The organism is Alkalilimnicola ehrlichii, from assembly GCF_003399765.1.
Classification (GTDB): domain Bacteria; phylum Pseudomonadota; class Gammaproteobacteria; order Nitrococcales; family AK92; genus AK92.
The window spans coordinates 330,612-342,582 of record NZ_NFZV01000001.1 but is presented as its reverse complement, the minus strand read 5'-3'; the positions used below and the strand labels follow the sequence as shown (position 1 = coordinate 342,582).

Here is an 11,971-nt window from a genome sequence, read left to right as displayed (position 1 = left end):
ATGCGCGCATGGCTTATCGAGACGAATTCTGACGGTTTCAACGCGCTTCGCTTGGGCGACGCCGAACGCCCTATCCCCGGCCCCAGCGAACTCCTCATTCGCGTCGCCGCCGTGGGAATCAATCGCGCCGATCTGCTGCAGGTAAAAGGGCTCTACCCGCCCCCGCCCGGCACCAATCCGAAGATTCCCGGCTTGGAATATGCCGGGGTCGTCGAAGCGGTTGGCAGCGGCGTTCAACACCGGCGCGTTGGCGATCGGGTAATGGGTCTGGTGCCCGGAGCGGCTTACGCCGAGTACGTCACCGTCCAGGAGCGAGAAGCGATCCCGGTTCCGGAGGGTATGGCACTCACCAGTGCCGCAGCGATTCCGGAGGCGTTCATGACCGCCTACCGGGCGATTTTTATCGAAGGCGACTTGAAGCCCGGCCAAGCCTGCCTGATTCAGCCGGTAAGCTCCGGCGTCGGTTTGGCCGGTGCGCAATTGGTACACGCATTGGGAGGTACGGCAATCGGCAGCAGTCGCTCGGAAGAGAAACTGGCCCAAGCGCAAGGACTGGCGGCCGGCATCGTCGACGGTCGAGACGACTTCGTCGAGGCCGTAAAACAAGCCACTGGCGGCGAAGGCGTAGCGGTCGTGTTCGACATGCTCGGCGGCGGCGGCCGCATGAACCAAACCCTCGAGTGCGTCCGTAACGACGGGCGGGTGATTATTATCGGCCTCATGAGCGGCCGAGAAGATCAGGTCGACTTCGGCCACGTACTGCGCCGCAGATTGACGCTCAGGGCATTCACCATGCGCAGTCAGCCGCTTGAGGAGCGGATTCGCATCGCTCAGCGTTTTATCGACGAACTGCTGCCGCTGTTCGAACGCGGCCGCTTGCGACCCGACATCGCCGCGGTTCACCCGTTTAGCGACGCCCCCGGAGCACATGCGGTAATGGCCTCGAACAGCCATTGCGGCAAACTGATCCTGGACATCAGCCAGTAGCTGATTTGCGGCCTCTGACCTTGCAGGGCCATGCCGCTTCCGCTAGTTTGATACATATCTAATAAATAGCCTGCTAACGATTTCAAAGCAAGCTAATAAAGGGGAGTGAGACATGAGCGCAAATGCCGAACTGAGCATGGTACCGATGAAAGAGCGGGTGAGCCCTGAAGAATGGCAAGCCCGCGTCGAACTGGCCGCAGCCTATCGTTTAGTTGCACACTTCGGCTGGGACGATATGGTGTTCACGCACTTATCGGCACGCGTGCCCGGTCCAGAGCATCACTTCCTCATCAACCCCTTCGGTTATCTCTTCGAAGAGATAACCGCCTCATCGCTAGTCAAAGTCGATCAGGACAGCCAGGTTGTCGATGCAGGCGAAACTAAACGCGTTAATCCGGCAGGATTCACCATTCACAGCGCCGTCCACATGGCGCGCGAGGACGCCGGCGCCGTCATTCACTTACATTACGCGCCGGCTGTTGCCGTATCGGCGCAAAAGGAAGGCTTGTTACCGATCAGCCAGACAGCGATGCTGGTGCACAAGCATGTGGCGTACCACGAATACGAAGGCGTGGCGCTGAATCTTGACGAACGGGAGCGCTTAATCCGCGATTTGGGCGATAAAAGCATCATGCTGCTGCGCAACCACGGTACGCTGACCTTAGGGCGCACTATACCGGAAGCCTTCATCATGACGTACTTTTTGATAAAGGCCTGCGAGATACAAGTTGCAGCGCAAGCGGCCGGCAACGCCGAGTTACACATGCCGACCGATGCAGCCCTTAAGACCACTCGCCAGCAGTCCGACGGCCTACCGATGGCTAGCAAAGTTTCCTGGCCGGCGTTAACCCGGCTACTCGACCGCAAGGACCCAAGCTACAAGGACTGACCGCACACTTTCCTTGCGCCGCCCGGTCAGCGAATCCGGGCGGCGCAAGAGACTTTAGAACTATTGCCCTGCGTCTTTGCGCTTTTGATCGATCAGCATTTCATAGCCCGGTAGACTGTCTCTAGACGCGGCACCTCAACGTTGTAACGCTCGGCCTCCCGGACCACATTACCGAGAATAGCCTCCAACTCCATCGGACGACCGTTTAGGTAATCCAACGCCATACTGTTTTTATAAGCGGGCATTCTATGCGTTCCGGCCAAGCTCTTTTCCGGCAGCTCCGCCGGTAAAGGATGGCCTGCCGCGGCTGCTACAGCGCACACCTCCTCCATCACATGGCGCAGAAACCTCTCGCCGCCCTCGGCATGCAGCATTGTCTGCGTGTCGGCACCGCCGGCAAGCACCGACAAGGGGTTGAAGGCGGCATTCCATACGGCTTTGCGCCAGCGCTCGGTAACCACCTCGGCGGTCACTTTAGCATCCACCCACCGGCGTTGAGCATGTCGCCGAACCGTTTCGCCGCCGCGCCGATACCGGCGGGATAATCGCCCAAAACCAGCTGCCCGTACGCCTTATGCTCGATAACACCTGGCGCGACGCGACTGACACCGACAAAAGCCAAGCCACTGATCAGCGGATTAGCGGGGAACGCTGCTCTCAGTTCAGGCTCGATTTCGATACCGTTTTCGATGAGCACGATCGCCGTGTCCGGCCCGACGGCCGCCGAATAAGACCTGCCCGATCTACGTCGTCCAAGACTTTTACCGACAAGACAAGATAATCGGGAGCCGCTTCGCACGCTTCCACCGACGGCAGAACCGACGCCGGACGATACGACAAATCGCCGAGAGGACTGCTCATCTGAAAGCCGCGGCTGCGGACCACCTCGTAGTCCGAACGGCTGACCACGGATACGGCCGCCCCCGCCCGGTGAAGAATCGCACCGTAAAAGCTGCCAATCGCCCCGCTACCGACGATCAACACGGTCGGTTGTTTCTGTTCGCTCATCGCCTCTCCCCTTCTACTAATTATCGGAAAGCGTGCCGCTTATCGGCATTAGCCGCGGGCGGGCGCCCGGGGCGCTTTCCCCATCAACCAGGCTGGCAACAACGCCAGCACGAACACGAACCCGAGGATGATAAACGTGTCTTGAAAGCCTCGGGTATAACCCTGCAAATGGATCATCCGGCCGAGAAACTCCAATGCCGCTGCCGGTTGCAAGGTTTCCGGCACACCCGTACGGGCATAAATGGCCTCCAGCTGCGTCAAAGCGTCCTGACCAATACGGCTTGCGGCCGTCACTTCCTGGGCTAGAGCCTCGGTATGAAACTCGGTACGACGCGCTAATGCCACCGACATTAAATTAACGCCAAATGCACCGCCGAGTTGGCGTGCGAAATTAATCGCGCCCGAGCCTTGCGGCAACATCGGCATCGGCAGCGTACGCAACGAACCGGCACCGATCGGAGGCATCATCAAGCCCAAGCCTAAACGGCTCAACACGATCCAGAAAGCCAATAGCCAGAAACCGGCGTTAACATCGGCGCGCGCCATCAGAAAACAGGACAAGGCGAGGAACAACAGCCCGGCGATAATAGGCTGATGCGCGGGTGCACGGTCGCTCAAATAGCCCGCAAGCGGAAAAATGGCCGCCATGACCAAGCCCGCGGGCATAATGACTAGGCCTGCCCAGGTTGCCGTGAACCCCTGAACCTCCTGCACGAACAAGGGAATCAGATACGTCGTACCGAACAACGCCGCACCGAGCGCAAAGGAAAGCAATGACCCGCAGACAAAACCGTACGAGGTGTATACACGCAGATTCAATAATGGCTTGGGATTATGCAACTGCCAAAAACGAACGCCACCGCAGCCGCCACGCCGCCCCAGAGCAAGAACAAAATCAAACCGCTGCTCCAACCCAAGCGCTGCCCGTTGGAGAAGGCCCACAGCAAACTTGTAAGCGCCACCGTCAACAACGCAAAGCCTGTCCAATCGAAGTTCGGTCGGCGCCCGCTCCCAAGCCGTTCCGGCAAGAAGAGCAATCCCATAAACACGGCCAGCAGGCAGGAAGGCAGCGCGATGAAAAACACGGCGCGCCAAGAAAAGATGTCCACCAGCACGCCGCCGAGCGCGGGCCCCAAGGCCGGGCCGATAATAACGCCCAAGCCGTAGATCCCCATGCCGCGGCCACGCTCCTCCTCCGGAAACACCTGGAAAATCGTGATCATGGCGAGCGGCTGGATAATTCCCGCCATCGCCCCCTGCACCACGCGCGAGAAGATCAGCACGTATTCGTTAGGTGCGATACCGCCAATGATACTGGCAACGATAAAAACGACCATCGCCGCAATGTAGGTGCCGCGCTGACCGAAAGACTCGACGGCCCACGCGTTGGCCAACATGGTAGCTGTCATAGCCGCGAGAAAACCGGTCGCCAGCCATTGTGCCTGCGACTGATCCATGCCGAAGGAGCCCATAATGTCGGGTATGGCGACATTGACGATGGTCGAGGCCAGCACCATCGACAAAGTGCCCAACATTACCGTTATAGTTGCCAGCCACTTGTAGGCTGGCCCGTAACGGTCGAAAAAGGGCTCAGCGCCGGACGTCAATGTACACCTCGACCATCATGCCGGGTGCCAGCCGCTCGTCCGGCTCGTCAAATGCAATCCGCACCGGAATGCGTTGGGTGATTTTGGTGAAATTGCCGCTGGGATTAGGATTCGGTAACAGGGCAAACTGATTGGTTGCCGCGCTTGCGACCCGCTCGACCCGACCGGAAAAACGTTGCCCAGGAAACGCATCGACGCGGATACGCACCGGCTGCCCTTCGCGCACCGGCGCCAAATGGGTTTCTTTGACGCGGGCCTCGACCCACACCTGCCCTGGGCTGTGCAACATGATGAGATTCTGGCCGGATGCGACGTATTCGCCCGGCTCGACGAAGACCTTATCGATTACGCCGTCGATCGGACTACGGATAACCCGATCTTCCACCTCCAAGGCCTGGCGCCTGCGCTCGGCATCCAACTCCTGCAAGCGCGCACTTAACACTTGGCGGCGACGCTGCAAAGTTTCCGGCTCTAAAAGCGAAGCTTCAGCTTCATCGATATCCGCTTGCGCAGCGCGCAACTCGGCCTCCGCACGGCGAAAGCCCTCTCTCGCCTCGGTCAGGCGATCAACCGCTTCGTCCAGGGATTGGGCGGATATCAAGCCGTCGTTCGCCATCGGCTGGATGCGCGCATGCTCTCGCTCGGCTTGCCGCAACCGCGCCGCCCGAGTAGCGCGCTCAGCCTCCAAGACCTCCAAGCGCGCCTGCGCTCTCGCATAACGGCTGGCGGCTTGGGCCGCTACTAGCTGGATGCGCGCATCCAGCTCTTCGATCTCGGCCGCCAATGCCGCTTGCCGCGCCACTAAAGCCTCCAGCTTCAGCTTTGCATCGCGCGCATCCAGCAGGGCCAATACTTGGCCCTGCTCGACACGGTCGCCGCGCACGAGCGCGAGCTCCGTGACCCACCCCGGCACGCGGGAGCTGAGCGTGATCATTCCCGCTTCAACCTGCGCATCTAAGGTATGAACATGCGTCATTCGCTGGTAGCCCCAATGGGCACCGTAGCCGATCAACGGCAAACTCAACACGATAGCGATAATCAGCTTACCGCGACGCCCTAAACGCCGCCGAGTAACAGGTTCTTGCTCGCTCACTCCAAGGACTCCGCGCGCGCTTTAATTCGCTCCAAGAGGTCGATACAGCGCAACAGGTCCTGCTCGGGGATACCTTCCAGAAGCTCATGACGAAGACTTGCAGCCACCTCTTCGATTTGGCGCAATCCCTCTTTTGCCCGTTCTCGCAGAACGACACGTTTACTACGCCGATCATTAGGGCAATCCTGCCGCTCAACCCACCCATCGGCAGCGAGTCGATCGAGCAAGCGCACCAGCGTCGGCCCTTCAACGCCTAAACGTTCGGCAAGTTCCTTCTGGGTAAGCCCTCCAGCCTCACGCGAAACGATAAGAATCGTCCGCCACTTGGCTTGGCTCAGGCCCAGCGGGCGTAACCGCTGGTCGAGTTTCAAACGCCAGGCACGAGCGGTTTCATGCAGAGCTACACCAAAGGAGTCAGAGCGGCTTTCGGACATGGCGGATCACCCACTAGAGTTCTAATAGCATCCTATTAGCTAGCAGGCTAACAATCAACCGAGACGAGCACGAACTGTTTACGCGGTGTCCTGCATCTCGGTCTCATCCGGCAAACTGGCGAAAGCCTTTAAGATAGCTTGCGTCAGCGTGGCCAGAGGAATTGCAAAGAACACGCCCCAGAACCCCCAAATACCGCCAAAAACCAAAATAGCGATGATTATGGCAACTGGGTGCAGGTCCACCACTTCCGAGAACAAAATCGGCACCAGCACATTGCCGTCCAGCGCTTGGATAATGGCATAGGCCACCATGATGTAGACGAACTGACTCCCAAGGCCGAATTGGAAGTAAGCCACGGCAGCAATCGGCAAGGTCACCACAGCCGCCCCCACGTAGGGCACGATAACCGACAAACCGACCATCACGGCCAGCAACATAGCAAATTGCAAGCCCATAATGGCGAAGGTGGCATACGTTACCAGCCAGACAATAAAGATCTCGATGAACTTGCCGCGAATGTAGTTACCGATCTGCTGATCGACCTCTCGCCAAACGCTAGCGGCCAGCGTCCTTTCGCGAGGCAGGTAACCGGCAAACCAACTGACCAGGACTTCTTTGTCTTTCAAGAAGAAAAATATCAAGAAAGGCACAAGGACCAGATAGACGAGGAAAGTAATGAGAACGACCACCGATTGCAGCGATAGAGAAGCCAGAATACGCTGCCCGAAATCCATCAGCTCGCTACGCAAGGTCTGCAAAATGGCTTTAATTTCCTCTTCCGAAAACCACGCGGGGTATTCTTGAGGCAAACGCATCAACAGCTCTTGACCGGCCGCTACGATAGACGGGATCTGCTCCACCAACTGCGCAGTCTGGCGCGTCAAAATCGGCAATAGAGCAAACAGAATCAGTATTAGCGCCGCAAAGAATAGGGTAAATACAAGCGCCACCGCCGTTAACCGCGGCAACCCCCAACGCTCCATCTTCCTTACCAGGCCTTCAAGCAAGTAAGCGAGCACCAAGCTCGCCAGCACTGGCGCTAACATTCGGCCAAAGAAGATGATGATGCCAAAACCCAGCAACAACACGATGGCTAGGCCAACAGCCTGCGGATTATTGAAATACCTGTTAAACCATCTACGGATAATCAGCATGTTTTGTCCGCTTCCGATATCCCTTGGGAAACCCCACGCCCTTGTTGTAGCGATACCGCCGATTGCATAAGAATCACCTTAAGCAGAGGCGTTCACCCATGACTCAATAGACAGCCTGCACGTTAAGGAGCCCCCCTTGCCCTTTAAACAAGCGGTTCAGTGAAAAAGATCGCAGTTTACAGAAGGGCCTGGTAATCGTTCGGCATGCCACTGCCACACTGGGTCTGTACGAGTGGCCATCCTGAATAAAGACACCAGCATTAACAAGATGTTCAATTTAAGAAAGCACTAAACAACCCTGTTGTATCCTCGCGGCGCAGAGGTAGGTTACCGTATGCATTCGCAGGCGTCTCCATCGAAACGCTCAATGAGGAACCTGCTTCCGGCCGCTATGGTCATAAGGAATCAGTGAATAAATTTCTAACAAAGTAGTTACTGTCCAATGAGGTCGGTCGTTTTGAAGCATTTAGTTACCGCCGCTCTACTGATTTCGGTAGTATTGATCTCGCCTCTAATGGCGACCGAACAGCCGCGGTTACCTACCATCGGCGACCCGACCGAGCAGTACCTGTCGCAAAGCCAGGAGCGAGAACTTGGCAAGCAGCTCATGCGCGAAATCCGGCGCAACCTCAACCTGTTGGAGGACCCCGAAGTCAACGCCTACATTCGTGACCTCGGCCACCGCCTGGCTTCCCATAGCGATTCCCCTGAACAGGAGTTTCACTTCTTTGTCGTCGACAATTCGGCCATTAACGCGTTTGCGATGCCGGGCGGCTACATTGGGATCAATACCGGCTTAATCCTCGCCGCTCGGTCGGAAAGCGAACTGGCTGGCGTCGTAGCTCATGAAATCGCCCACGTCACGCAGCGCCATTTGGCACGAGGGTTCGCTGAGTCGCAACGAATCAACTTACGCACCACCGCCATGCTTCTAGCGTCGCTGATTCTTGCCAGTCAAGATCCACAAGCAGGTAGCGCTGCGGCCATGGCTGGCATGGCCGGCTCTATCCAGCAGCAGCTCGGTTTTTCCCGCGAACACGAGTATGAGGCCGACCGCGTCGGCATCCGAATTCTAGCAGCCGCCGGCTTCGACCCAATGGGTATGCCTCGTTTTTTCGAACGTCTAGCGCAAGCCACTCAGTACCGAAATCAACCGCCCGAATGGCTGAGCACACACCCCCTGACCGAAGGCCGTATCTCCGATACCGCATCGCGCGCCCGGGTGTTGAGCAACCGGCAAGACATTGACGTGTTCGAAACCGGCGAATTCGAACTCATGCAGGCGCGCTTGCAGGTCATCAATAGCCGCCGCCCCGACCAGGCGGTAAACCGTTTCCGCCGCGCCATAGAACGCAACGGCACCCACCCTGCGTACCGTTACGGACTCGCCCTCGCGCTACAAGCGGACGGGCAACCGGAGAAAGCCCAAGCACTCTTTGAAGAACTGCTCGAAGCCTACCCCGACGAGCCGATTTACATGGTTGCCCTAGCCGCCGTGACATTAGAGGTGGGCGAGGTTGAGCGCAGTAAAGAACTCTTTGAAGAGGTTACATCGCTATATCCTAACCACGAAGCAGCCCGTTTGCGCTACGCCGAAGCGCTTATTAGTACCGGCGACGCTAGCGAAGCCCAGCGATTACTTAACCGCGGCCTACCGGCTGCCGGCAGCATCCCAGGCTATTATTGGCGTTTGGCGCGGGCTGCTAGCGAAGCGGGCAACACTGCCGAAGCACATATGGCAATGGCCGAGCACTATTATCAAGAAGGCGAGTTACGGTCCGCGCTTACCCAATTACGGCAGGCGGAAGCACGCGCTGACGCAGGCTCGCATTTAGCGGCCAGAGCCTCTGCTCGGGCGCGCGAAATAGAAACGGCCATTCGGCAACGGCAAAGCTTCGATTAAGGACAGGCCGGATAAATCTCTTGGCGGCGGTATCGCGCGCTCAAGAAAAAGCCCCTAATTATAGAACACGATTTATACGCCGATAGTAAGCCTAAATGCTAGAATTGGCGTCCTGTACGAATACGCACAGTCAGAACGACAACTAAGGAAACGCTGAACCATCCCCTGCCCCCGTGGGTAAAGCACTTTGCTCAGTGTTTCCTAAAGGCTAAGCCGGCAAGGCGTTACGGCGAGGTGAGGAATTGGACAGCGGCGACTCCAGGCAAACACAATACCGTGACTTTGCTGCGCTTGGTGCAAAGGCCATCGAGCACAGCTGGCGGCTGCTTGCCGATTGCGCCCGCTTTAGCTCGGCATTCGCGGCAAAGGAAAACGAAGACCCTCAACACCTGCTGGAAGAAGCAAAACAGCACTTCGATGCCGTACTCGAACAACTGCGGCAACAGCAGCATCCGCTGATCGCCCTGCTACATATGCTGAACAACGGCGACCAAGCCACAAACCCCTTGCAAGGGCTATTCGCACCTGGAGTCATTCCGCCCTTCGCACTGCCCTATCTGGGCCCGTTACAGCACAATCAACAAAAAACGGCGGATGCCAACAAAGCCGCGCAGGAATACCTCGCCGCTCAGCAAGACTACCTGGCCTTGTTACAACAGCTTGGCGAACGAGTGCTTGCGGCTGGCAAAACGCGTCTTGAGCAAGACCCAAAACCAGCGGGTATACAAGAAGTTTATTCGGCCTGGCTAGAGGCAACGGAAAGCGTTTACGAAGAGTATGTTTTTAGCGAGGAGTACACCCGCAGCCTTGGCCGCTTGAGCCATGCTACGGCGCGACTGATTCGTCACACCCAGGACAGTCTGGAAGGCGTACTAAAGCTCTTAGGCTTACCTACCCGGACCGATATGCTAAGCACACAACGCCGACTGCACGAGATCCGTCGGCAGCAACACGCATGTGCGGAGCATGTGGCAGCGGACGAATTTCTTGCACTCAAGAATGAGGTTCAAGCGTTACGGCAAGAACTCCAGAACTTAAAACGAGCACAGGCCGATAACGAGGAACATGAATGAGCCGGCAAGGAGATCCGCTACAGCACTGGAACAACGAACTTGCCGCGCTCGGCAACGATCTCGCCAAGGCGCTTCAGCAAGCGGCAAAGCTACAACCGGTCAGTGTAGGCGCCACCCCACGCGAAGCGGTCTATCAAGAAGACGCTCTCAGCCTCTACTATTATCCGGCAACCGACAGGAACATTCGTTGTAAGCCTTTGCTGATTGTCTACTCTTTCGTTAATCGGCCCTATATTCTCGATTTATCCGAACAACGTTCGATGATCCGCCACCTGTGCGACGCAGGCATACCGGTTTATTTGCTGGACTGGGGCAACCCGGAGCCCATCGATCGTTTTCTCACGCTGGAAGACTATATCGACGGTTATCTGCGGCGTTGCGTCGATTGGATTCGCCGGCGCCATGCTGTAGATACGATTAACATGCTCGGCGTCTGCCAAGGCGGCACGTTTTCCCTATGCTTTACCGCACTTTGGCCCGAAAAGGTCAATAGCCTGACGACCCTCGTTACGCCTGTGGATTTCCACGCGGGCAATAGCGTGCTGACACGACTGGCAAAACATGCCGACCCCGATAGCGTCGTTGACTGCTTCGGCAACGTTCCCGCCGACCTGCTTAATTCGGTATATGTCAGCTTGAAACCGTTTCGGCTCTTGTCCCAGCGCTATGTAGAACTGGCGGCCCTAGCCGATAACCACACAGCGCTTGCCGAGTTTCTGCGAATGGAGCAATGGATGTACGACAGCCCGGATCATCCGGGCGAAGCCTACCGCCAATTTGCGCGAGACTTCTATCAAGCTAACAAGCTTGTCAACGGCAACTTGAAGCTCGGCCGTCAGGCCATCGATTTGCGCGCGCTGAACATGCCGGTCTTCAACGTTTACGCAGCGGCCGACCACCTTATTCCTCCAGCCTCCGCTCGGGCGCTTGCCAACTTTGTCGATACAGCCGACTACAGCGAATTGGAATTCCCCGGCGGTCATCTCAGCGTTTTTATTAGCGGTCGCGCCCAACGCAGCCTTTTTCCAGCCTTAAGCGAGTGGTTACACAAACACGGCTAAGAAGATGCATTACCTACTTAACCTTCTGCCGCGAGGCTAGACCACAGAGAAAAGCATCACACTTTTCGCGCTGCGGCGCAGCATTTGTCCGCATAGCGAAAACCTCTTTCACAAAAAGCACTTATCAGCGCCAACTGCTGCGTCGCAGCAACGAAAGTTCTTGCCAAGCCGGTTCAGAGGGCTACAATGCGGAACTATCGAAGCTTAACGCTGTCATCGGACAATGCTTCGGAGGAGAGAAAAACCCCTCTGAGAAAGAGGGGCAAAAAGGTGGTACCGCATCTAGAATAGGCACCACCAGGAGGAGAAGAGGGTCTACTCAACAATAACAAGAAGCCCTTAAAGCAAGCGCTCCTGCTCCCAAAAGGAGCCAGAAAAACTAACGACCGACAACAATAAGAAGAGCGCCAAACCTGCCGGGGAGTCCAAAAATGGTCTCCCATTTTTTGCCCTTCTCTTGCTGCTATGCAACATAGTAAGACCGATCTGTCCATCTGTCAACCTCCTGCCAGCACTTTCCTACGCCATCAGCCCAACCTTATAAACACTTTTTCACAAGCTCGATTGCACGGCTTAGATCAGCAAGATATCTGAAACGCCCCGCTCAACCGACACAACGAGAGGTAGCGATCGGAAGGGTATCGTGCTTTGGCGATGGCGGTTATGCTTCGCAGGAATGTTTTAACAGGCAGGAGACCGCCGGTAGGGCTGCCAAACATAGCGCTGGCGGCTAATACAGACCTTTGGTCATAAGACATAAA

11 protein-coding genes and 1 pseudogene are annotated in these 11,971 nt (G+C 56.9%); 5 read left to right on the top strand and 7 right to left on the bottom strand.

The features are described 5' to 3' along the window. Positions 1-987 carry an NAD(P)H-quinone oxidoreductase gene (locus CAI21_RS01730; protein WP_116300682.1) on the top strand — a complete coding sequence of 329 codons (987 nt, stop codon included), beginning with the start codon at positions 1-3 and terminating at the stop codon, positions 985-987. A gap of 112 nt (positions 988-1,099) precedes the next feature. Next, the gene (locus CAI21_RS01725) at positions 1,100-1,876 is read left to right on the top strand and encodes a class II aldolase/adducin family protein (protein WP_220347719.1); all 777 of its coding nucleotides are present in this window, start codon (positions 1,100-1,102) and stop codon (positions 1,874-1,876) included. 92 nt (positions 1,877-1,968) lie between these two features. On the opposite strand, the gene CAI21_RS23595 is transcribed toward CAI21_RS01725, so the two are convergent. From CAI21_RS23595 to CAI21_RS01700, 7 genes and pseudogenes are all read right to left on the bottom strand, one after another. Continuing rightward, positions 1,969-2,349: a ketopantoate reductase family protein gene (locus CAI21_RS23595; RefSeq protein ID WP_220347718.1), complete on the bottom strand. Its 381-nt coding sequence runs from the start codon at positions 2,347-2,349 to the stop codon at positions 1,969-1,971. Continuing rightward, positions 2,346-2,884, bottom strand: a pseudogene (locus tag CAI21_RS23585) (ketopantoate reductase family protein). Before CAI21_RS23585 ends, CAI21_RS23595 begins: the two are co-directional and overlap by 4 nt. A gap of 48 nt (positions 2,885-2,932) precedes the next feature. Further along, a complete protein-coding gene (locus tag CAI21_RS23580; protein ID WP_220347716.1) occupies positions 2,933-3,703 on the bottom strand; it encodes an MFS transporter in 771 nt (256 codons plus the stop codon). Next, positions 3,700-4,491: an MFS transporter gene (locus CAI21_RS23575; RefSeq protein WP_220347715.1), complete on the bottom strand. Its 792-nt coding sequence runs from the start codon at positions 4,489-4,491 to the stop codon at positions 3,700-3,702. Before CAI21_RS23575 ends, CAI21_RS23580 begins: the two co-directional genes overlap by 4 nt. Beyond that, positions 4,475-5,584 carry an HlyD family secretion protein gene (locus tag CAI21_RS01710; RefSeq protein WP_116300681.1) on the bottom strand — a complete coding sequence of 370 codons (1,110 nt, stop codon included), beginning with the start codon at positions 5,582-5,584 and terminating at the stop codon, positions 4,475-4,477. The genes CAI21_RS23575 and CAI21_RS01710 overlap by 17 nt, the downstream gene beginning before the upstream one ends. Continuing rightward, the gene (locus CAI21_RS01705; protein WP_116300680.1) at positions 5,581-6,018 is read right to left on the bottom strand and encodes a MarR family winged helix-turn-helix transcriptional regulator; all 438 of its coding nucleotides are present in this window, start codon (positions 6,016-6,018) and stop codon (positions 5,581-5,583) included. The genes CAI21_RS01710 and CAI21_RS01705 overlap by 4 nt, the downstream gene beginning before the upstream one ends. Before the next feature lie 78 nt (positions 6,019-6,096). Beyond that, positions 6,097-7,173, bottom strand: a complete 1,077-nt coding sequence (locus CAI21_RS01700) for an AI-2E family transporter (RefSeq protein ID WP_116300679.1) — start codon at positions 7,171-7,173, stop codon at positions 6,097-6,099. Positions 7,174-7,615: 442 nt separating this feature from the next. Between CAI21_RS01700 and CAI21_RS01695 the strand changes: the two genes are divergently transcribed. From CAI21_RS01695 to phaC, 3 genes are all read left to right on the top strand, one after another. Beyond that, on the top strand, positions 7,616-9,076 hold the full coding sequence (locus CAI21_RS01695) for a M48 family metalloprotease (RefSeq protein ID WP_116300678.1): 1,461 nt from the start codon (positions 7,616-7,618) through the stop codon (positions 9,074-9,076). Positions 9,077-9,318: 242 nt separating this feature from the next. Continuing rightward, positions 9,319-10,149, top strand: a complete 831-nt coding sequence (locus tag CAI21_RS01690; protein WP_116300677.1) for a poly(R)-hydroxyalkanoic acid synthase subunit PhaE — start codon at positions 9,319-9,321, stop codon at positions 10,147-10,149. Then, positions 10,146-11,210, top strand: coding sequence for a class III poly(R)-hydroxyalkanoic acid synthase subunit PhaC (gene phaC, locus CAI21_RS01685; protein ID WP_116300676.1), 1,065 nt, complete (start codon positions 10,146-10,148; stop codon positions 11,208-11,210). Before CAI21_RS01690 ends, phaC begins: the two co-directional genes overlap by 4 nt. Positions 11,211-11,971: the final 761 nt, after the last annotated feature.

What these genes read in the sequence shown, in the direction of transcription:
- CAI21_RS01705 (WP_116300680.1), bottom strand. Translation starts at nt 6,018, where the DNA reads ATGTCCGAAAGCCGCTCTGACTCCTTTGGTGTAGCTCTGCATGAAACC.
- CAI21_RS01725 (WP_220347719.1), top strand. Translation starts at nt 1,100, where the DNA reads ATGAGCGCAAATGCCGAACTGAGCATGGTACCGATGAAAGAGCGGGTG.
- CAI21_RS01700 (WP_116300679.1), bottom strand. Translation starts at nt 7,173, where the DNA reads ATGCTGATTATCCGTAGATGGTTTAACAGGTATTTCAATAATCCGCAG.
- CAI21_RS01695 (WP_116300678.1), top strand. Translation starts at nt 7,616, where the DNA reads ATGAGGTCGGTCGTTTTGAAGCATTTAGTTACCGCCGCTCTACTGATT.
- phaC (WP_116300676.1), top strand. Translation starts at nt 10,146, where the DNA reads ATGAGCCGGCAAGGAGATCCGCTACAGCACTGGAACAACGAACTTGCC.
- CAI21_RS01730 (WP_116300682.1), top strand. Translation starts at nt 1, where the DNA reads ATGCGCGCATGGCTTATCGAGACGAATTCTGACGGTTTCAACGCGCTT.